The sequence below is a fragment of the Pseudidiomarina indica genome, from assembly GCF_900104245.1.
GTDB classification, from domain to species: domain Bacteria; phylum Pseudomonadota; class Gammaproteobacteria; order Enterobacterales; family Alteromonadaceae; genus Pseudidiomarina; species Pseudidiomarina indica.
Genome location: NZ_FMXN01000015.1, coordinates 1 through 19,162 on the forward strand (window position 1 = coordinate 1; position 19,162 = coordinate 19,162).

The 19,162-nt window shown below is 48.0% G+C and carries 23 protein-coding genes, 2 tRNA genes and 2 rRNA genes; 6 read left to right on the forward strand and 21 right to left on the reverse strand.

Annotation, left to right across the window (positions count from 1 at the left end; genetic code table 11):
- The 4 genes from BLP64_RS09810 to BLP64_RS09825 form a co-directional block, all read right to left on the reverse strand.
- A 23S ribosomal RNA gene (locus BLP64_RS09810) occupies positions 1–1,524 on the reverse strand; the annotation flags it as partial.
- Between the two features lie 215 nt (positions 1,525–1,739).
- Positions 1,740–1,815: transfer RNA gene (locus BLP64_RS09815), tRNA-Ala, on the reverse strand.
- 5 nt (positions 1,816–1,820) lie between these two features.
- A tRNA-Ile gene (locus BLP64_RS09820) sits at positions 1,821–1,897 on the reverse strand.
- A gap of 74 nt (positions 1,898–1,971) precedes the next feature.
- Positions 1,972–3,515 (reverse strand): 16S ribosomal RNA (locus BLP64_RS09825).
- A gap of 458 nt (positions 3,516–3,973) precedes the next feature.
- Between BLP64_RS09825 and BLP64_RS09830 the strand changes: the two genes are divergently transcribed.
- Positions 3,974–4,774, forward strand: a complete 801-nt coding sequence (locus BLP64_RS09830; protein ID WP_092593882.1) for a hypothetical protein — start codon at positions 3,974–3,976, stop codon at positions 4,772–4,774.
- A 67-nt stretch (positions 4,775–4,841) separates the two neighbouring features.
- Here BLP64_RS09830 and rplQ read toward each other — a convergent pair whose 3' ends face one another.
- From rplQ to rplN, 17 genes are all read right to left on the reverse strand, one after another.
- Entirely contained in the window at positions 4,842–5,240 is a 399-nt protein-coding gene (gene rplQ / locus BLP64_RS09835) for a 50S ribosomal protein L17 (RefSeq protein ID WP_092593883.1), read from the reverse strand.
- A gap of 38 nt (positions 5,241–5,278) precedes the next feature.
- Positions 5,279–6,268, reverse strand: coding sequence for a DNA-directed RNA polymerase subunit alpha (locus BLP64_RS09840; RefSeq protein ID WP_092593884.1), 990 nt, complete (start codon positions 6,266–6,268; stop codon positions 5,279–5,281).
- A 25-nt stretch (positions 6,269–6,293) separates the two neighbouring features.
- Entirely contained in the window at positions 6,294–6,914 is a 621-nt protein-coding gene (rpsD, locus tag BLP64_RS09845; protein ID WP_092593885.1) for a 30S ribosomal protein S4, read from the reverse strand.
- Positions 6,915–6,944: 30 nt separating this feature from the next.
- Complete coding sequence (gene rpsK, locus BLP64_RS09850) at positions 6,945–7,334, reverse strand: 30S ribosomal protein S11 (RefSeq protein ID WP_092593886.1); 390 nt, start codon at positions 7,332–7,334, stop codon at positions 6,945–6,947.
- A gap of 11 nt (positions 7,335–7,345) precedes the next feature.
- Positions 7,346–7,702 (reverse strand): 30S ribosomal protein S13, encoded by a 357-nt coding sequence (gene rpsM, locus BLP64_RS09855; RefSeq protein WP_092593887.1) that lies wholly within the window; start codon positions 7,700–7,702, stop codon positions 7,346–7,348.
- A 131-nt stretch (positions 7,703–7,833) separates the two neighbouring features.
- On the reverse strand, positions 7,834–7,947 hold the full coding sequence (rpmJ, locus tag BLP64_RS09860) for a 50S ribosomal protein L36 (protein ID WP_092593888.1): 114 nt from the start codon (positions 7,945–7,947) through the stop codon (positions 7,834–7,836).
- 25 nt (positions 7,948–7,972) lie between these two features.
- Positions 7,973–9,301 (reverse strand): preprotein translocase subunit SecY, encoded by a 1,329-nt coding sequence (gene secY / locus BLP64_RS09865; protein WP_092593889.1) that lies wholly within the window; start codon positions 9,299–9,301, stop codon positions 7,973–7,975.
- Positions 9,302–9,306: 5 nt separating this feature from the next.
- The gene (rplO, locus tag BLP64_RS09870; RefSeq protein ID WP_092593890.1) at positions 9,307–9,741 is read right to left on the reverse strand and encodes a 50S ribosomal protein L15; all 435 of its coding nucleotides are present in this window, start codon (positions 9,739–9,741) and stop codon (positions 9,307–9,309) included.
- 3 nt (positions 9,742–9,744) lie between these two features.
- Positions 9,745–9,927, reverse strand: a complete 183-nt coding sequence (rpmD, locus tag BLP64_RS09875; RefSeq protein WP_092593891.1) for a 50S ribosomal protein L30 — start codon at positions 9,925–9,927, stop codon at positions 9,745–9,747.
- 6 nt (positions 9,928–9,933) lie between these two features.
- Complete coding sequence (gene rpsE, locus BLP64_RS09880; protein WP_092593892.1) at positions 9,934–10,440, reverse strand: 30S ribosomal protein S5; 507 nt, start codon at positions 10,438–10,440, stop codon at positions 9,934–9,936.
- A 9-nt stretch (positions 10,441–10,449) separates the two neighbouring features.
- Positions 10,450–10,803 (reverse strand): 50S ribosomal protein L18, encoded by a 354-nt coding sequence (rplR, locus tag BLP64_RS09885; protein WP_092593893.1) that lies wholly within the window; start codon positions 10,801–10,803, stop codon positions 10,450–10,452.
- A gap of 9 nt (positions 10,804–10,812) precedes the next feature.
- Positions 10,813–11,346, reverse strand: a complete 534-nt coding sequence (gene rplF, locus BLP64_RS09890; RefSeq protein WP_092593894.1) for a 50S ribosomal protein L6 — start codon at positions 11,344–11,346, stop codon at positions 10,813–10,815.
- Positions 11,347–11,360: 14 nt separating this feature from the next.
- Entirely contained in the window at positions 11,361–11,753 is a 393-nt protein-coding gene (rpsH, locus tag BLP64_RS09895; RefSeq protein WP_092593895.1) for a 30S ribosomal protein S8, read from the reverse strand.
- A gap of 26 nt (positions 11,754–11,779) precedes the next feature.
- Positions 11,780–12,085 (reverse strand): 30S ribosomal protein S14, encoded by a 306-nt coding sequence (rpsN, locus tag BLP64_RS09900; RefSeq protein WP_092593896.1) that lies wholly within the window; start codon positions 12,083–12,085, stop codon positions 11,780–11,782.
- Between the two features lie 11 nt (positions 12,086–12,096).
- Complete coding sequence (rplE, locus tag BLP64_RS09905; protein ID WP_092593897.1) at positions 12,097–12,636, reverse strand: 50S ribosomal protein L5; 540 nt, start codon at positions 12,634–12,636, stop codon at positions 12,097–12,099.
- A gap of 23 nt (positions 12,637–12,659) precedes the next feature.
- Complete coding sequence (rplX, locus tag BLP64_RS09910) at positions 12,660–12,974, reverse strand: 50S ribosomal protein L24 (RefSeq protein WP_092593898.1); 315 nt, start codon at positions 12,972–12,974, stop codon at positions 12,660–12,662.
- Between the two features lie 11 nt (positions 12,975–12,985).
- Positions 12,986–13,354 carry a 50S ribosomal protein L14 gene (gene rplN / locus BLP64_RS09915; RefSeq protein WP_092593899.1) on the reverse strand — a complete coding sequence of 123 codons (369 nt, stop codon included), beginning with the start codon at positions 13,352–13,354 and terminating at the stop codon, positions 12,986–12,988.
- 409 nt (positions 13,355–13,763) lie between these two features.
- Here rplN and BLP64_RS09920 point away from each other — a divergent pair, with 409 nt between their 5' ends.
- From BLP64_RS09920 to BLP64_RS09940, 5 genes are read left to right on the forward strand one after another with little or no spacing between them, the layout of a single operon-like run.
- Positions 13,764–16,553, forward strand: coding sequence for a monovalent cation/H+ antiporter subunit A (locus BLP64_RS09920; protein WP_092593900.1), 2,790 nt, complete (start codon positions 13,764–13,766; stop codon positions 16,551–16,553).
- Positions 16,553–16,897 (forward strand): Na+/H+ antiporter subunit C, encoded by a 345-nt coding sequence (locus BLP64_RS09925; RefSeq protein WP_092593901.1) that lies wholly within the window; start codon positions 16,553–16,555, stop codon positions 16,895–16,897. Before BLP64_RS09920 ends, BLP64_RS09925 begins: the two co-directional genes overlap by 1 nt.
- Positions 16,897–18,414 carry a monovalent cation/H+ antiporter subunit D gene (locus tag BLP64_RS09930; protein WP_092593902.1) on the forward strand — a complete coding sequence of 506 codons (1,518 nt, stop codon included), beginning with the start codon at positions 16,897–16,899 and terminating at the stop codon, positions 18,412–18,414. The genes BLP64_RS09925 and BLP64_RS09930 overlap by 1 nt, the downstream gene beginning before the upstream one ends.
- Positions 18,407–18,895 (forward strand): Na+/H+ antiporter subunit E, encoded by a 489-nt coding sequence (locus BLP64_RS09935; RefSeq protein ID WP_092593903.1) that lies wholly within the window; start codon positions 18,407–18,409, stop codon positions 18,893–18,895. Before BLP64_RS09930 ends, BLP64_RS09935 begins: the two co-directional genes overlap by 8 nt.
- Positions 18,889–19,158, forward strand: coding sequence for a K+/H+ antiporter subunit F (locus tag BLP64_RS09940; RefSeq protein WP_092593904.1), 270 nt, complete (start codon positions 18,889–18,891; stop codon positions 19,156–19,158). The genes BLP64_RS09935 and BLP64_RS09940 overlap by 7 nt, the downstream gene beginning before the upstream one ends.
- Positions 19,159–19,162: the final 4 nt, after the last annotated feature.

Here is a 19,162-nt window from a genome sequence, read left to right on the forward strand (position 1 = left end):
TTCGCACCCGTGGGTACTCGTCTCGTATCTCAGCCTTAAGGACCCGGATTTGCCTAAGTCCTCAGCCTACTTACTTTCACCGGGATAACCAACACCCGGCTTGCCTAGCCTTCTCCGTCCCCCCATCGCAGTACATGTCGGTTCAGGAATATTAACCTGATTCCCATCGACTACGCCTCTCGGCCTCGCCTTAGGGGCCGACTTACCCTACCCTGATTAGCATGGGATAGGAAACCTTGGTCTTCCGGCGTGGGGGTTTTTCACCCCCATTATCGTTACTCATGTCAGCATTCGCACTTCTGATACCTCCAGCATGCTTCTCAACACACCTTCAACGGCTTACAGAACGCTCCCCTACCCAGCAAATAAATTCGCTGCCGCAGCTTCGGTGAATGGCTTAGCCCCGTTACATCTTCCGCGCAGGCCGACTCGACTAGTGAGCTATTACGCTTTCTTTAAAGGATGGCTGCTTCTAAGCCAACCTCCTAGCTGTCTAAGCCTTCCCACATCGTTTCCCACTTAGCCATTACTTGGGGACCTTAGCTGGCGGTCTGGGTTGTTTCCCTCTTCACGACGGACGTTAGCACCCGCCGTGTGTCTCCCGGATAGTACTCTCTGGTATTCGGAGTTTGCATGGGGTTGGTAAGTCGGGATGACCCCCTAGCCCAAACAGTGCTCTACCCCCAGAGGTATTCGTCCGAGGCTCTACCTAAATAGATTTCGGGGAGAACCAGCTATCTCCGAGCTTGATTAGCCTTTCACTCCGACCCACAAGTCATCTCCATCTTTTTCAACAGATGTGAGTTCGGTCCTCCAGTTGATGTTACTCAACCTTCAACCTGCTCATGGGTAGATCGCTCGGTTTCGGGTCTATACCTTGCAACTTAGCGCCCAGTTAAGACTCGGTTTCCCTACGGCTCCCCTATACGGTTAACCTTGCTACAAAATATAAGTCGCTGACCCATTATACAAAAGGTACGCAGTCACCCCAAAGGGCTCCTACTGCTTGTACGTAGACGGTTTCAGGTTCTATTTCACTCCCCTCGCCGGGGTTCTTTTCGCCTTTCCCTCACGGTACTGGTTCACTATCGGTCAGTTGGGAGTATTTAGCCTTGGAGGATGGTCCCCCCATATTCAGTCAAGATAACACGTGTCCCGACCTACTCGTTTTCACAAACATAGCCTCTTCGTGTACGGGACTATCACCCTCTATCGTTCTGCTTTCCAACAGATTCCACTAAAACTATGATTGCTTAAGGGCTGCTTCCCGTTCGCTCGCCGCTACTAGGGAAATCTCGGTTGATTTCTTTTCCTCCGGGTACTTAGATGTTTCAGTTCCCCGGGTTCGCCTCTTACACCTATGAATTCAGTGCAAGATAGTGTGCAAGCACACTGGGTTTCCCCATTCGGAAATCCATGACTCAAGCGGCTCTTACTGCCTCATCATGGCTTATCGCAAGTTAGTACGTCCTTCATCGCCTCCAACTGCCTAGGCATCCACCGTCTACGCTTAGTCACTTAACCATACAACCCGAAAATGTCTTCAAGTCGCATGGGCTGTGTCGTTTGCTGTACACAAGTTCGATGCGCCTCTACCAATTCGATTCAAGTAGAGTGGCATTTCTTTCTTTATTACAATCAGCTTGTTCATATTGTTAAAGAGCACGTAACACAAAGTTACTGGTAAACCTAAAGGCTTAACACTAACTTCGAAACGGATAGACAACACAACATTGAAGTGGTGGAGCCAAGCGGGATCGAACCGCTGACCTCCTGCGTGCAAGGCAGGCGCTCTCCCAGCTGAGCTATGGCCCCATTAGTGGTGGGTCTGAGTAGACTTGAACTACCGACCTCACCCTTATCAGGGGTGCGCTCTAACCAGCTGAGCTACAGACCCAGTTTCTATCCATTCGTTACTTCTACCAAACCAAACAATCTGTGTGAGCACTTGCCGATATCAGGCAATTTACATAAGGAGGTGATCCAGCCGCAGGTTCCCCTACGGCTACCTTGTTACGACTTCACCCCAGTCATGAACCACACCGTGGTAAACGCCCTCCCGAAGGTTAAGCTATCTACTTCTGGTGCAGCCCACTCCCATGGTGTGACGGGCGGTGTGTACAAGGCCCGGGAACGTATTCACCGCGGCATTCTGATCCGCGATTACTAGCGATTCCGACTTCATGGAGTCGAGTTGCAGACTCCAATCCGGACTACGACGTACTTTATGAGATCCGCATACCCTCGCAGGCTAGCTTCCCGTTGTATACGCCATTGTAGCACGTGTGTAGCCCATCCCGTAAGGGCCATGATGACTTGACGTCGTCCCCACCTTCCTCCGGTTTATCACCGGCAGTCTCCCCAGAGTTCCCACCATTACGTGCTGGCAACTAAGGATAAGGGTTGCGCTCGTTGCGGGACTTAACCCAACATCTCACAACACGAGCTGACGACAGCCATGCAGCACCTGTCTCACAGTTCCCGAAGGCACAGTCCTATCTCTAAGACCTTCTGTGGATGTCAAGGGATGGTAAGGTTCTTCGCGTTGCATCGAATTAAACCACATGCTCCACCGCTTGTGCGGGCCCCCGTCAATTCATTTGAGTTTTAACCTTGCGGCCGTACTCCCCAGGCGGTCAACTTAGTGCGTTAGCTGCGTTACTCACGTCGTTAATGACACGAACAACTAGTTGACATCGTTTACGGCGTGGACTACCAGGGTATCTAATCCTGTTTGCTCCCCACGCTTTCGTACCTCAGCGTCAGTCTCTGACCAGGTGGCCGCCTTCGCCACCGGTATTCCTTCCTATATCTACGCATTTCACCGCTACACAGGAAATTCTACCACCCTCTTCAGAACTCGAGCCTACCAGTTCAAAATGCCATTCCCAGGTTGAGCCCGGGGCTTTCACATCTTGCTTAATAAGCCGCCTACGTACGCTTTACGCCCAGTAATTCCGATTAACGCTCGCACCCTCCGTATTACCGCGGCTGCTGGCACGGAGTTAGCCGGTGCTTCTTCTGTGGCTAACGTCAATCTTGTTAGGTATTCGCTAACAAGCCTTCCTCACCACTGAAAGTGCTTTACAACCCTAGGGCCTTCTTCACACACGCGGCATGGCTGGATCAGGGTTCCCCCCATTGTCCAATATTCCCCACTGCTGCCTCCCGTAGGAGTCTGGGCCGTGTCTCAGTCCCAGTGTGGCTGATCATCCTCTCAGAACAGCTAGAGATCGTCGCCTTGGTGAGCCATTACCCCACCAACTAGCTAATCTCACTTGGGCCTATCTTTGGGCGCGAGGTCCGAAGAGCCCCCGCTTTGGTCCGTAGACATCATGCGGTATTAGCCACCGTTTCCAGCGGTTATCCCCCTCCCAAAGGCAAGTTCCCAAGCATTACTCACCCGTCCGCCGCTCGTCAGCGAAGTAGCAAGCTACTCCCTGTTACCGCTCGACTTGCATGTGTTAGGCCTGCCGCCAGCGTTCAATCTGAGCCATGATCAAACTCTTCAATTTAAAGTGTTTAATCGACCCATTGAATCAATGACTTAATAAAGCTTTGTTTGTTAAGCACCTCTTCAATCAGTCAGGTGGTGTCTAAGACACCTTTTCTCTGCACTGAATTCTCGGAAGTGCCCACACAGTTTGCTTGGCTTGGTAAATTGTTAAAGAACGTTCGCTTCAGGTCTGATGAAGCGGGATGCGTATTATACGCAACCGGTCGTTAAGGTCAAGATCCTTTTGGATCTTTTTTTGCAGCCCCGCTGCACTTAACGGCTGTCACGACTCGGTGACAACGGCGGCGAATTATAAGGATCCCCGCACCTTCTGCAAGATCTTTTTTTGCTTTTTTTATCGTTCGGTCTATTTTTAAACAAATTGAACAAAACTTAACAGTTTGTTGTCTATAAATACGTCTCGTGGTAAAAACGAACGTTCAATAAGAATAAAAATAAAACCTTGGGGTGCGCCAAATGAAAGTATTGCCTGCTTTATTAGCAACCAGCCTGTTCTTCAGTAGTGGTTTATATGCCAATGATTCTGCAGTCATCGAATCACTCGTCAATAAGGATACTGTCCTGACAGAGGATCAACAGCGTTTGGCCGACACCTACAAACGGATGCTAAGGTATTACGAGCAACGGAACTTTTCATCCACGCGCTCGGTGCGAGTATTACTTAGCAATTATCCGCACCATGTTACCCCCATCTTATATGCTGCTTTTGAACGTTATCCTCGACATTATCGCCATATCATCAAAGCCGCCATTGACGCAGAACCGGCCTTTACCCGTGAGATCATTTCCGTCGCATTAAATTTGCAGGTGGCGGATCCGGCCGATATTGTTCGGATCGCCGTGGAAACCGAACCAAGCTATGCAGAAACTGCAGTCTCAGCCGTTGATGAAATTCAACCAAGCCATCTGAACGATGTGATTCGCGTTGCCGTCACCACCGAACCCAATACGGCTGATGGTATCTTGCGTGCTCATCATCAGGCAGACCCTTCGAAATTAGCGACGATTATTCACACAGTATTATCTGCAGCGCCCGCCCTGGGCAATTATCTGACGGATACTCTTAGTGACCTTATTGGCTCAAATGATTCGAAAACGATGACCGAGGCAGAACGAGACGCCCGACGAAAGCGCGCCATTCAATTGCTACGTAGTGCCTACCAAAATGGGGGAATTAATGCTGATCAATTAGAAGCGATCGCAGCGCGACATCAATTAACGGAAACCGACCTTTCTGACATCCGCACTGAATATTGACATTCTTTAAACAATAGAAAATAAAAAAGCCGCTCATTTGAGCGGCCTTTTCTTAGTGACGAATCACTTACTCTTCGACAGCGACTTCTGCAACCGCTGCGTCTACTTCTGGACGGTCAACTAGTTCAACATAGGCCATTGGTGCATTATCACCAGCACGGAAGCCACACTTCAAAATACGAGTGTAACCACCAGCGCGCTCTAAATAACGCGGACCTAATTCATTGAACAACTTACCAACCACTTCTTTATCGCGAGTGCGAGCAAACGCTAAACGGCGATTTGCAACACTATCTTGCTTCGCTAAAGTGATTAGCGGCTCGATAACACGACGCAGTTCTTTCGCTTTAGGCAACGTGGTTTTGATCACTTCGTGACGAACCAGTGAGCTTGCCATATTGCTAAACATCGCTTTGCGATGGCTGCTATTGCGGTTGAGTTGACGACCACTCTTACGATGGCGCATACCTATACCCTTCTCAGTAAATCTATGTAATAGATAACTTAGTCGCGATCAACTAGGCTTGCTGGCGGCCAGTTCTCTAGGCGCATGCCTAGTGATAAACCACGTGACGCAAGCACGTCCTTGATCTCGGTGAGCGATTTTTTACCCAAGTTAGGTGTTTTCAACAACTCCACCTCGGTACGCTGCACTAAGTCACCAATGTACTGAATAGCTTCTGCTTTCAAACAGTTCGCAGAACGCACAGTTAATTCTAAATCGTCTACTGGACGCAACAGAATTGGATCGAACTCCGGCTTCTCTTCTTTCTCTTCTGGCTCGCTCATGTCGCGTAGTTCAACAAAGGCTTCTAACTGTTCAGCTAGAATGGTTGCTGCACGGCGAATGGCTTCTTCTGGATCCAATGTACCATTGGTTTCCATATCGATAACCAGTTTGTCCAAGTCAGTACGTTGCTCAACACGTGCAGAATCGACGTTATAAGCAATGCGCTCTACCGGACTGAAAGATGCGTCTACTAGTAGCACACCGATCGGACGCTCTTCATCGTCAGCTGACTGACGAGCCGAAGCTGGTACATAACCACGACCACGCTCTACCTTGATTGACATATTAATCTCGGTATCACCTGTTAAAGTACAGATCAGGTGGTCTGGGTTAATGATAGTAATATCACCGTCATGGATGATATCGCCAGCCTTGACAGGGCCCGCTCCGGATTTTTTCAAGGTCAGAATCGCTTCATCTTTACCTTCCATGATTACCGCTAAACCTTTCAGGTTTAACAGAATCTCGATGATGTCTTCCTGAACACCCTCTTTGCTGCTGTACTCGTGTTGAACGCCGTCAATTTGCACTTCAGTCACTGCCACACCTGGCATAGATGAAAGCAAAATACGACGCAACGCGTTGCCCAGCGTGTGACCAAAGCCACGCTCAAGAGGCTCCAACGTCACTTTAGCGTGAGTCGGGCTAATTTGTTCGATATCGACTAGCCTTGGCTTTAGGAATTCGGTAACAGAACCCTGCATTGTGTCCTCTCTTTATGCTTAAGCCTTACTTCGAGTAAAGCTCTACGATCAACTGTTCGTTAATTTCAGCAGACAAGTCTGCACGCTCTGGAATGCGTTTGAATTGGCCTTCCATCTTAGTGCTGTCTACTTCCAACCATACTGGCTTCTCGCGCTGATCAGCAAGTTCCAGTGCGGCTGCGATGCGTGCCTGCTTTTTAGCTTTTTCGCGAATAGCAACAACATCTTCCGGACGTACTTTGAACGAAGGAATGTTGACAACTTGACCATTCACTACCACAGCCTTATGGCTCACCAACTGACGTGCTTCAGCACGAGTTGATGCAAAGCCCATGCGATACACCACGTTATCAAGGCGTTGCTCAAGCAATTGCAGCAGGTTTTCACCAGTATTACCCTTAATACGGGCAGCTTCTTTGTAGTAGTTACGGAATTGCTTTTCTAGCACGCCGTAAATACGACGAACTTTTTGCTTTTCACGTAACTGCAAACCGTAATCAGACAGACGTCCACGACGTGCGCCATGCTGACCCGGTGCGCTTTCGAGTTTACATTTCGTGTCGATTGCGCGTACGCCGCTCTTCAGGAACAGGTCTGTTCCTTCGCGACGACTTAGTTTGAGTTTTGGACCCAAATATCTAGCCATGTTCTTTCTCCAACTATCGTTTAGCGCCTATTAAACGCGACGTTTCTTAGGCGGACGACAACCGTTGTGAGGAATAGGAGTCACATCCGTAATATTCGTGATGCGATAACCTACAGCGTTCAGCGCGCGAATCGATGACTCACGACCTGGGCCTGGGCCCTTCACGAACACTTCTAGGTTTTTCAAACCGTATTCCTTTGCCATTTCACCCGCGCGCTCTGCAGCAACCTGTGCAGCAAATGGGGTTGATTTACGTGAACCACGGAAACCAGAACCACCTGCCGTTGCCCATGCTAACGCGTTACCTTGACGGTCAGTGATGGTCACAATGGTATTGTTGAAAGATGCATGGATGTGGGCCATGCCATCGGCAACTTGCTTTCTTACGCGCTTACGAGTACGAGTTGGTTGTTTAGCCATTGATCAACTCCTTACTTCTTGATCGGTTTACGCGGACCTTTACGAGTACGCGCGTTTGTTTTAGTGCGCTGTCCACGTAGAGGTAAGCTGCGACGATGACGAAGACCACGGTAACATCCTAGGTCCATCAAGCGTTTGATATTCATTGAAACTTCACGGCGAAGATCGCCTTCAACAGTATACTTAGATACTGCATCACGAAGCTCATCCAATTTCTCTTCTGACAAAGAGCCGATTTTTGTATCTTCTGGTAGGTTGATCGAAGCTAAAATCGCTTTCGAACGAGTACGACCGATACCGTAAATCGCAGTCAAAGCAATGACTGCATGCTTATTGTCAGGAACGTTAATGCCAGCGATACGGGCCACTAACACGTCTCCTATTGTCTATGGGTGACCGAATTTGAAAAGCCCGTTAGGATACTCAACCGGTCGCCAATTTGCAAACATATCAAAGCCGCAGCCAAAACTATTTTTTGACTGCGGGCTTCTTCTTCGAATTAACCTTGCCGTTGCTTGTGCTTAGGGTCACTGCAAATTACCCGCACAATACCATTGCGCTTAATAATTTTACAGTTACGGCAGATTTTCTTCACGGAAGCACGAACTTTCATTGCTACACTCCGTAATTATCCAATCTTAACGGCCAAAGCCTTTAAGATTAGCTTTTTTCAGGACCGACTCATATTGATGTGACATCAAGTGAGTTTGGACCTGCGCCATAAAGTCCATGATAACAACCACAATAATGAGTAGAGACGTTCCACCAAAATAGAATTGAACGTTCCAAGCAATCATCATGAACTCAGGAACCAAACAGACAAAGGTAATGTACAAGGCGCCAGCAAGCGTCAAGCGGGTCATTACTTTATCAATGTACCGAGAGGTTTGTTCGCCTGGACGAATGCCAGGGATAAACGCACCGGATTTCTTCAGGTTGTCAGCTGTCTCGCGTGGGTTGAATACCAACGCAGTATAGAAGAAACAGAAGAAAATAATTGCTGCGGCATAAAGCATAACATACAAAGGCTGTCCTGGTGACAATGTCATTGACAACTCTTGTAAAAAGTTTGCTACCGCGCCATCACCTTGGCCGAACCAAGTGGCGATAGTGCCCGGGAACAAAATAATGCTCGATGCAAAAATTGGTGGAATTACCCCTGCCATATTCACTTTCAATGGCAGATGGTTTGTCTGAGCAGCAAATACCTTACGGCCTTGTTGACGTTTTGCGTAGTTCACCACAATGCGGCGTTGGCCACGCTCAACGAAAACAACGAAATAAGTTACTGCTACGACAACCACACCAATCAGCAACAACAACAATAAATGTAAATCACCTTGTCGCGCTTGCTCTGCCGTTTGGCCAATGGCCGACGGGAGCCCCGCTACAATACCGGTGAAGATTAGAATAGAGATACCGTTGCCAATCCCCCGCTCGGTAATTTGCTCACCTAACCACATTAAGAACATGGTACCAGTAACCAAACTCACCACCGCGGTGAAGTAAAAGCCGAAACCTGGGTCAACAACTAAGCCAGGCATCAGATTTGGTAAGCCTGTCGCTATACCAACGGATTGGAACGTTGCGAGTATCAATGTACCCCAACGTGTGTATTGGGCGATCTTACGCCGACCACTCTCACCTTCTTTTTTAAGCTCAGCAAGACGTGGATGAACCACGCTTGCTAATTGCATAATAATCGAAGCTGAGATGTACGGCATAATACCAAGAGCAAATACCGATGCACGTTCGAGTGCACCACCGCTGAACATGTTAAACATGGCAACAATGGTGTCTCGTTGTTGATCGAATAGTTGCGCCAATACCGCGGCATCTATACCAGGAATCGGCACAAAGGAGCCCGCACGGAACACAATTAATGCGCCGAGTACAAACAGCAGTCGACGTTTCAGCTCCGACGTGCCACCTTGAGCTCTGTTAGATTCCAATCCTGGTTTAGCCATGTGCCCTATCCTTCGATTTTGCCGCCAGCCGCTTCAATAGCTTCGCGGGCGCCTTTGGTGACCTTAATGCCTTGAACAGTAACCTTGCGGTTGATTTCGCCAGACTTGATCACTTTAACAGTTAATACGTCTTTACGAATCAAACCTGCTTCTTTTAATGAAGCTAAGGTTACGGTATCACCAGCAACTTTTGCAATCTCAGCCAAGTTCACTTCAGCAGCAGTCAATGCCTTACGTGAAGTGAAGCCAAACTTTGGCAAACGGCGTTGGATTGGCATTTGACCACCTTCAAATCCTGGCTTGATAGAACCACCAGAACGTGAAGTTTGGCCTTTATGACCACGTCCACCTGTTTTGCCTAAGCCTGAGCCAATGCCACGGCCTAAGCGCTTTTTGCTAGTTTTAGCACCAGGTGCAGGGGAGATCGTATTCAAGTACATGTTTTAGTCCTCCACCTTTACCATGTAAATTACTTGGTTCACCATGCCGCGGATCGCTGGAGTATCTTCCAGCTCGACCGTGTGACCAATGCGGCGTAGACCAAGACCGCGAAGTGTAGCTTTATGTTTCGGCAAACGACCGATGGAGCTACGCGTCTGGGTTACTTTAATTGTCTTATTCGCCATTGCTCACTACCCCAAAATTTCATCAACGCTCAATCCACGTTTGGCCGCTACTTGCTCAGGCGACTTCATACCGTGAAGTGCCTTGATAGTGGCACGTACAACGTTGATTGGGTTGGTTGAACCATATGCTTTTGACAGCACGTTGTGTACGCCTGCAACTTCGAGTACTGCACGCATCGCACCACCGGCGATGATACCTGTACCTTCATGAGCTGGCTGCATAAATACTTGTGAACCTGAATGACGGCCTTTCACTGGGTGTTGTAAGGTATCACCTTTCAACTGAACGGTTATCATATTGCGGCGTGCTTTTTCCATTGCCTTTTGAATAGCAGCTGGAACTTCACGTGCTTTACCATAACCGAAACCCACGCGACCTTGACCATCACCAACCACAGTCAGTGCAGTGAAGCTAAAGATACGACCACCTTTAACTACTTTTGCTACACGGTTTACTGTGATCAGCTTTTCTTGCAGGTCACTTTGTTGAGCTTCTACATTTGCATTTGCCATGTTCGTCTCCTAGAACTGAAGTCCAGCTTCACGAGCCGCGTCTGCTAAAGCAGCAACGCGTCCGTGATAACGGAAACCACTGCGATCGAATGCAACGTTGCTCACGCCTTTCTCAATCGCCCGTTCAGCGATCAGCTTGCCAACCATCTTAGCCGCTTCGATGTTACCAGTTGTTTTAAGCTGGTCACGAAGTGATTTTTCGACTGTTGAAGCTGAAGCTAATACTTCAGAACCATTCGGTGCAATAAGCTGTGCGTAAATATGCCGTGGTGTACGGTGAACGACCAGGCGGTTAGCACCCAACTCTTGCATTTTCTTACGAGCGCGGGTAGCGCGGCGTAAGCGAGCTGATTTCTTGTCCATCGTCTTACCTTACTTTTTCTTGGCTTCTTTACGGCGCACTTGCTCATCTGCATAACGGACACCTTTGCCTTTGTAAGGCTCTGGCTTACGGTATGCGCGAATATTAGCGGCAACTTGGCCAACTAAATGCTTGTCTACACCTTTTACGACAATTTCAGTTTGTGTTGGGACTTCGATAGTAATTCCTTGTGGAATATCGAACTCTACTGGGTGAGAGAAGCCCAATGCCAGGTTCAATTTAGAACCTGCAGTGTTAGCACGATAACCAACACCTACTAATTGGAGCTTACGCTCAAAACCCTGTGCAACACCAACCACCATATTGTGAATTAACGAACGTGCTGTACCCGCTTGAGCCATTGCATCTGCAAAGCCTTCACGTGCAACAGTACGCAGTACGTTGTCTTCAACAACAACTTCGACTGCATCGTTAACTACACGGCTCAATGAGCCTTTGGCACCTTTGATTGTTACTTCCTGGCCATTTAGCGTAACTTCAACGCCAGCAGGAATGGCAATCGGTGCTTTAGCAACTCGTGACATGTCCTAACTCCTCGTTAAGCTACGTAACCAATAACTTCACCGCCCAAGCCTGCTTTACGCGCAGCACGGTCAGTCATTAGGCCTTTTGAAGTTGAGACTACAGCGACACCCAAACCACCCATTACTTTAGGTAGTTCATTGCGTTTTTTGTAAATACGCAATCCAGGGCGGCTTACGCGCTCAATTGATTCAATAACAGGTTTGCCTTCAAAGTACTTTAATGTGATTTCAAGTTCAGATTTAACTTCTTCAGTAACATTAAAGTCCGCGATGTAGCCTTCTTCTTTCAGAACTTGGGCAATTGCCACTTTCTGTTTTGAAGCCGGCATGCGCACGGATACCTTGTTAGCACCCTGAGCGTTGCGGATGCGAGTGAACATATCCGCAATTGGATCTTGCATGCTCATATTTGCTTTCTCCCGTGACTCGTGGCTTACCAGCTAGCTTTTTTCAAGCCAGGAATTTCACCGCGCATCGCTTTCTCACGCACTTTAATACGGCTCATGCCGAATTTACGTAAGAAACCGTGTGGGCGGCCCGTTACGCGACAGCGGTTACGCTGACGTGATGGGCTCGAATCACGAGGAAGACTTTGCAATTTAAGCACGGCTTCCCAACGCTCTTCGTCCGAAGTATTCGGATCGCTGATCACATTTTTCAGTGCGATGCGTTTTTCTGCGTATTTAGCTGCAAGCTTTTGACGCTTGAGCTCACGCAATTTCATTGACTCTTTTGCCATAACTCTACACCTTACTTCTTGAACGGGAAGTTAAAGGCAGCGAGCAAAGCGCGAGCTTCGTCATCAGTGCCTGCAGTAGTGGTGATAGTGATGTCAAGACCACGAACCTTGTCGACTTTATCAAAGTCGATTTCAGGGAAGATGATCTGCTCACGTACGCCCATACTATAATTTCCCCGACCGTCGAACGATTTCGGGTTCAAACCGCGGAAGTCACGAATACGTGGAATTGCAATCATGATTAAACGTTGCAAAAAGTCCCACATACGCTCGCCACGCAGAGTCACTTTACAGCCAATTGGGTAGCCTTCACGGATTTTGAAGCCAGCGACAGATTTACGAGCTACAGTGCGTACTGGACGCTGACCAGAAATAGCTTCTAGGTCGCTTACTGCGTTGTCGAGAATCTTTTTGTCTGCCAGAGCTTCACCAACCCCCATATTAAGGGTGATTTTTTCAATCCGAGGGACTTGCATGACGCTGTTGTAGCCGAACTGCTTCATCAGCTCAGGAACTACTGATTCTTTGTAAAAATCATGCAGTTTCGCCATCGTAAAACTCCAAATTAAAAAAATTAAATGATTGCGTTAGTTGATTTGAAGAAACGAACTTTTTTGCCGTCTTCAAACCGGAAACCAACACGATCTGCTTTACCAGTCTCTGGGTTGTAAATCGCAACATTAGAAACGTGGAGAGCAGCTTCCTGTTCCACAATACCGCCAGCTACGCCCAATGCTGGGTTTGGCTTTTGGTGCTTCTTAATGATGTTAACGCCTTCTACGAAGACACGATTCGAAGCGGTATCGACTTTCAGCACTTTACCGCGCTTACCTTTGTCTTTACCTGCCAGGACTACTACTTCATCATCACGTTTGATTTTTGCCGCCATGTCTGGACTCCTTATAGTACTTCTGGTGCCAGAGAGATAATTTTCATGAACTGCTCAGAGCGCAATTCACGAGTCACTGGTCCAAAGATACGAGTTCCAATTGGTTGCTTGTTGTTGTTCAACAAAACAGCCGCGTTGCGGTCAAAACGGATGACTGACCCGTCTTGACGACGGACGCCTTTCTTGGTGCGAACGACCACCGCATTCACAACATCGCCTTTCTTCACTTTACCGCGTGGAATTGCTTCCTTCACAGATACTTTGATGATGTCGCCAATGTTTGCGTAACGGCGGTGCGAGCCACCTAGAACCTTAATACATTGTACGCTGCGTGCGCCGCTGTTATCGGCCACTTCCAGTGTAGTTTGCATTTGGATCATTGCAGTGCTCCGCTTTATGTAAAAAACAGACCCTTTTGGGCCGCTACTGCCAAATTAATCTCGCCATTCAGCCCATAAAACTAGGAACTAAAATTTTGAGAATAACAGACTTTCCCTTATAAAAAGGGCGGCGAATTGTAACAGATAAAAAAATGATATGGTAGTGCGAAAGACGAAATAAAATAAATTTATGGGGGTGTCGCATTGAGCTTGGTTTTGGTGACAGGCCCAATAATCGAAATCATACCAAATTTTTTGACGAATTGCCCTACTTATTTATGAGCTCAGATCTCCTTGAATCCACGGTAGACAGTCAATCTAACGGGATCGAAGCAGTTGGCAAGGGTTCTCCTCAAATGCTAAATTCAATCAACGGGGAAGCAAGAAGGTTTAACCAACAAGGAAATTTATGGAGCTCGCACTCATTGTTTTACTACCGTTTATAGGGGCGGTGTTGCCCTATGCGGTCATGACGCGTTCCCATCGGCAGATCACGCTGGTGACCGCTGCGGTCGCAGCCATTGGTTTGCTACTCTTACTCACCTTAGCGCCAGCCACCTTACAAGGGAATTACCCGAACTTTCACCACGAATGGCTGCCTGCACTGGGCTTAAACCTAAGTTTTCGCTTGGATGGACTTTCCTTACTCTTTGCCGGACTCATCCTTGGCATTGGCCTACTCGTTATTATCTACGCACATTTTTATTTAACGAATAACGATAACCGCCCGAAGTTCTTTGCATACTTGCTCCTGTTCATGGGCTCGATGCTCGGTATCGTGACTGCCAACAACCTCATCCTACTTTGGTTTTTCTGGGAGCTCACGAGCATCTCCAGCTTCCTTTTGATTGGGTATTGGTCACATCAAAGCCAAGCTCGGCGTGGTGCTCGCATGGCAGTTGCGATAACCGGTGGTGGAGGCTTAGCACTGCTGGCGGGAGTTTTACTCATTGGCAATATGGCTGGAAGTTATCAACTGGATCAAATCATCCTAGCAGCAGACAGTATCCGCAACCATGCACTGTATTTGCCCGCCTTGCTATTAGTGCTATTAGGTGCCTTTACCAAGTCCGCACAATTTCCGTTCCAGTTCTGGCTCCCTCATGCCATGTCCGCACCAACGCCAGTAAGTGCCTACTTACACTCGGCCACCATGGTGAAAGCAGGAATTTTTCTACTCGCTCGTATGTTCCCAGCGTTAGGCGGAACCCCTGAATGGTTCACTTTGGTCACCTTAACCGGGCTTACCACCATGTTGCTTGGGGCCTATTTCGCCCTGTTTAAGACCGACCTAAAAGGGTTACTTGCCTTTTCAACCATTAGTCACCTCGGGCTCATTACCATGCTGCTCGGGTTGGGTTCCAGTGGCGCGTTACTAGCTGCTTTGTTCCATATTTTGAATCACGCCACCTTTAAAGCCGGTTTATTCATGATTGCCGGAATCATTGATCATGAAGCAGGAAGCCGTGATTTGAGAAAACTCAGTGGCCTCCGGAAATTTATGCCCTATACCATGATACTGGCGTGTATCACCGCCGCCGCCATGGCCGGGGTTCCGCTGTTGAATGGTTTTTTATCAAAAGAAATGTTTTTTGTAGAAACCTATCAGCAACATTTATTCGGGGGGCTTTCATGGATTATTCCGGTGCTTGCCACAGTCGGGGCAATGCTGTCGGTGGCCTATTCCATTCGCTTTGTCCATGGTGTCTTTTTTGACGAAGTTTCGGAGCAATTACCCAAGCAGCCACATGAGCCCCCCCTGATGATGCGGATGCCCGTCATGATCCTTGCTGGTTTGTGTATTGTAGTGGGCATTGCACCAATGATTTTTACCGCAGGTATTTTACAATCAGCCATGACTGCTGTGAGCCCGTGGCCATTCGTTGTGGATATTCAACTGTGGCATGGTTTGAATTATGCCTTGTTGATGAGTGCATTGGCCTTCGCTGGCGGCTTAGGAATCTACCTCAACCGCAATGAGCTGCTTACTTTTAATCGTCAATTTGACTATCAAAATGCCAAAGATGTCTTTGCTAAAATCGTCAAGGCAGCGACCAACTTTTGTGATGCCTTAATCAATCGTATTGAGACCGGCTCCCTCCAGCGATATATGGCTGCACTCCTTATTATTACCATTATCTTTGTGCTGCCAGAAATTTACCAAATCAGTCAGCTGACTGGGGCCCGCGCACAACAACCAATCAACTCAGTTAGTGTGGTGGGAGCTGTCATGATCGCTTTTGCTGCCATCGGAACCGCGGCATTTCATCGGCATCGACTCAAAGCATTAATGATGTTGTCGGTGGTTGGTTTAATGGTGTCGTTAACTTTCATCCATTTTTCAGCCCCAGATCTCGCGCTCACCCAATTAGTCGTTGAAGTGGTCAGTGTTATCTTAATGATTTTGGCACTGTTCTTTATGCCGCAACGCGTACCGAAGGCGTCAAGCGGCGGGCGAGTTGCGCGAGACTTGTTGATTGCTGGATTCATCGGCGGCATTGTAGGTGCCATGAACTTTGCCATTCTCACCCGCCCGTTCCAGTCCATTTCTGATTTTTTCCTTGCCCAAGCGGTGCCAGGCGGGGGTGGCACCAACGTCGTCAACGTGATTCTTGTGGACTTCCGTGGGTTCGATACTTTAGGAGAAATCACAGTTCTCGCCATTGCTGCGGTGGGTATCCACAAACTGTTAAATAACTTAAGACCTTTCATGCCATCGAGTGATGCCGATGGGCGCGCTTGGCACCACGTGAAACATCCGCTAATGGCCAAAGTCGTATCCCAAATGATATTGCCATTGGCATTTATGGTATCGGTTTATGTGCTTCTCCGCGGCCATAATGTTCCCGGCGGAGGCTTTATTGCGGGGCTTATCACCGCTTCAGCGGTCATTTTGCAATACATGACAAACGGCGTGGATTGGGTAAAAGAACGCTTTGATTATAACTATCAAACTATCGCCGCCATTGGTGTCATGATTGCATTATTTACTGGTTTAGGAAGTTGGCTCTTTGGCCATGCCTTCCTAACGTCATGGTTTACGCATGTGGATTGGCCGATTGTCGGGGAGTTTGAATTTGCCACGGCGATGCTGTTCGACATTGGGGTTTACCTCACTGTCATCGGAGCCACATTAATGATCTTAGCGAACTTTGGACAAATGACGACAAAACATCGCCCTCGACAGGAGAATCTGTAATGGAAGCGCTATTTTCCATCACTGTTGGCATTCTCACTGCCTGCAGTATTTATTTAATTTTAAGAGGACGGTCATTCCCTATCGTCATGGGGTTAACCATGTTGTCTTATGCGGTTAACCTGTTCTTATTTTCCACGGGTCGATTGGTACTGAATCAGTTACCCATCATTGGGAATCAAGCGGAATACACCGACCCGTTACCGCAAGCCTTTGTCTTAACCGCTATCGTGATAGGGTTTGCGATGACCGCCTATACCATTATCTTGGCGGTACGCGTGCGCGGTGAACTTGGTACGGACGAAGTGAACGACCCCCAAGCGAAAGATGGGGAGGGCAATCGCTGATGTTGTCGCAACACCTTGTGATTTTACCTATTTTAATCCCACTGCTGGCAGCATTGTTGTTGTTACTTCCTTGGGGAGAGAATCCACAACCTTACCGCCGTGCAATTGGATTAACTTCCTGTGTGGCACTCATACTTGTCGCCTTGGCCTTAGCGCTCAAGGTACAGAATGGCGTGCACGTTTATGCTGTAGGCGGTTGGCAGGCCCCCTTTGGTATTGTTCTTGTGGCAGATAAACTCGCCGTCTTAATGGTGTTACTCACTGCACTGTTAGCACTGCCGGTCCTCTGGTATGCCTGCTATGGGGAAGATAGCATCGGCTCACATTTTCATGCCTTATTTCAGTTCCAAATCATGGGCATTGTGGGCGCATTCCTGACCGGCGACTTATTTAACTTATTTGTATTTTTTGAAGTATTGCTGATTTCCAGTTATGCCCTACTGATGCATGGGGGCGGAAAATCAAAACTGCGCTCTTGCTTGCATTATGTAATGCTCAACCTGCTCGGCTCCTCGTTATTCCTCATTGCTCTCGGAATTATCTATGGCATTACCGGCACCCTCAATATGGCGGATCTTGCCGTCAAGCTAAGTCAACTGTCACAAGATGATGCTGCCATCGCACGGGTGGGTGGCCTGCTCTTACTCATTGTCTTTGCTCTGAAAGCAGCGCTCCTTCCACTTTATTTTTGGCTTCCACAAGCCTACGCCACTACCACCGGAACCGTTGCAGCGTTATTTGCGATTATGACCAAAGTGGGGGTCTACGCTATTTTACGTACCTTCACCCTGATTTTTGGCGAACATGCCGGCGCTTCTGCACTACTAGGTTACGAGTGGTTATGGTGGTTAGGCTTAGGAACCCTAGCTATAGGCGGCATTGGTATTATTGGCAGTCGCGATCTGCGACTGATTATTGCCTATCTAGTGGTGGTCTCAGTGGGGACCATGCTGACCACCTTTAGCATGAATTCAGAAACCTCCATCACGGCAGTACTCTATTATCTCTTACATTCTACGTTCATTACGGCAGCACTGTTTTTGATTGTGGACGTCATCGCCAAACAGCGAGGCAAAACGGCATCACGGATTGTAAAAGGTCGGCGTATGGCACAGCATGGGCTCCTCAGCGGCATGTTTTTTGTGGCCGCCATTGCGGTGATCGGCATGCCGCCCTTTTCCGGCTTCATTGGTAAATTGTTTATCCTGGAGGCGGCGCGAACCGGTGCACAAGTTGCCTTATTGTGGCCATTGGTCCTTGGAACTAGCTTTTTAGTTCTAGTTTCGCTGTCGCGTGCTGGCAGCCGTATCTTCTGGCACAACTTCAATGGTAAAGTCGGTGATGTGCGACATGCAAAAGGCCAACTAACGGCTATTTTTCTGCTCCTCGCAGCGGTGGTGAGTCTCACTATCTTTGCTGATGGCATCAGTCATTACATCGAACATATTGCTGAAGACTTACGTAACCCGACAGCATACATTGAAGCTAGTTTAGGAGGAGTTGCTAACCATGACTAAACTCTTACCCAGTCCTTTACTCAGTTTATTTCTATTACTGTTTTGGCTGTTGTTGCAAAACTCTGTTTCAGCGGGTCACATTGTGCTCGGGACGATTCTTGCAATCATTATTCCATTACTCACAGTGCGAGGATTGGATTTTCGCGCCAAGCTCCACCGTCCATTCCGAATTGTTGAGTATCTCATTTTACTGATGATTGATATTGTTCAATCAAACCTAGATATTGCGATCATTATTTTGCTGCCATCACGCAACATTCAACCGGCATTGATTGAATACCCGTTAGATATTCAGGGTGAAATCCCTATTACCGTTCTGGCCGGCACCATTACATTGACGCCAGGAACTGTCTCTGCTGAGCTTAACCATGATGGTACTAAACTTTTAATTCACGCCCTGAATGTGAAGGATCACGACCAAATGATTCGTGACATCAAACAGCGTTACGAGCTGCGCTTGAAGGAGATTTTCAAATGCTAATTTACGCCCTTCAATATGCCTTCATTGTGTTCAGTGTTGCCTTGCTGCTCAATCTTTGGCGTCTTTATCAAGGCCCTGATTTACCTGATCGTATTTTAGCGCTCGACACCATTTACATTAACTCACTCGCCTTATTAATTATTCTTGGTATTTGGCACGGCACACAGTTCTACTTTGAAGCCGCCTTATTAATTGCCATGTTTGGCTTTATTGGCACCGTGGCAGCGGCTAAATTTCTTTTACGTGGCGATATTATCGAATAGGGTT

Coding starts and splice junctions, on each gene's coding strand:
- rplF (WP_092593894.1), bottom strand. CDS start 11,346: ATGTCACGAGTTGCTAAAGCACCGATTGCCATTCCTGCTGGCGTTGAA.
- rpsN (WP_092593896.1), bottom strand. CDS start 12,085: ATGGCAAAAGAGTCAATGAAATTGCGTGAGCTCAAGCGTCAAAAGCTT.
- BLP64_RS09930 (WP_092593902.1), top strand. CDS start 16,897: ATGTTGTCGCAACACCTTGTGATTTTACCTATTTTAATCCCACTGCTG.
- rpsD (WP_092593885.1), bottom strand. CDS start 6,914: ATGGCTAGATATTTGGGTCCAAAACTCAAACTAAGTCGTCGCGAAGGA.
- rpsE (WP_092593892.1), bottom strand. CDS start 10,440: ATGGCAAATGCAAATGTAGAAGCTCAACAAAGTGACCTGCAAGAAAAG.
- rplE (WP_092593897.1), bottom strand. CDS start 12,636: ATGGCGAAACTGCATGATTTTTACAAAGAATCAGTAGTTCCTGAGCTG.
- rpsK (WP_092593886.1), bottom strand. CDS start 7,334: ATGGCTAAACAACCAACTCGTACTCGTAAGCGCGTAAGAAAGCAAGTT.
- rplN (WP_092593899.1), bottom strand. CDS start 13,354: ATGATCCAAATGCAAACTACACTGGAAGTGGCCGATAACAGCGGCGCA.
- rpmD (WP_092593891.1), bottom strand. CDS start 9,927: ATGGCGAATAAGACAATTAAAGTAACCCAGACGCGTAGCTCCATCGGT.
- BLP64_RS09830 (WP_092593882.1), top strand. CDS start 3,974: ATGAAAGTATTGCCTGCTTTATTAGCAACCAGCCTGTTCTTCAGTAGT.
- rplX (WP_092593898.1), bottom strand. CDS start 12,974: ATGGCGGCAAAAATCAAACGTGATGATGAAGTAGTAGTCCTGGCAGGT.
- BLP64_RS09935 (WP_092593903.1), top strand. CDS start 18,407: ATGACTAAACTCTTACCCAGTCCTTTACTCAGTTTATTTCTATTACTG.
- rpsH (WP_092593895.1), bottom strand. CDS start 11,753: ATGAGCATGCAAGATCCAATTGCGGATATGTTCACTCGCATCCGCAAC.
- rplQ (WP_092593883.1), bottom strand. CDS start 5,240: ATGCGCCATCGTAAGAGTGGTCGTCAACTCAACCGCAATAGCAGCCAT.
- BLP64_RS09920 (WP_092593900.1), top strand. CDS start 13,764: ATGGAGCTCGCACTCATTGTTTTACTACCGTTTATAGGGGCGGTGTTG.
- BLP64_RS09940 (WP_092593904.1), top strand. CDS start 18,889: ATGCTAATTTACGCCCTTCAATATGCCTTCATTGTGTTCAGTGTTGCC.
- rplO (WP_092593890.1), bottom strand. CDS start 9,741: ATGTACTTGAATACGATCTCCCCTGCACCTGGTGCTAAAACTAGCAAA.
- BLP64_RS09925 (WP_092593901.1), top strand. CDS start 16,553: ATGGAAGCGCTATTTTCCATCACTGTTGGCATTCTCACTGCCTGCAGT.
- rplR (WP_092593893.1), bottom strand. CDS start 10,803: ATGGACAAGAAATCAGCTCGCTTACGCCGCGCTACCCGCGCTCGTAAG.
- rpmJ (WP_092593888.1), bottom strand. CDS start 7,947: ATGAAAGTTCGTGCTTCCGTGAAGAAAATCTGCCGTAACTGTAAAATT.
- secY (WP_092593889.1), bottom strand. CDS start 9,301: ATGGCTAAACCAGGATTGGAATCTAACAGAGCTCAAGGTGGCACGTCG.
- BLP64_RS09840 (WP_092593884.1), bottom strand. CDS start 6,268: ATGCAGGGTTCTGTTACCGAATTCCTAAAGCCAAGGCTAGTCGATATC.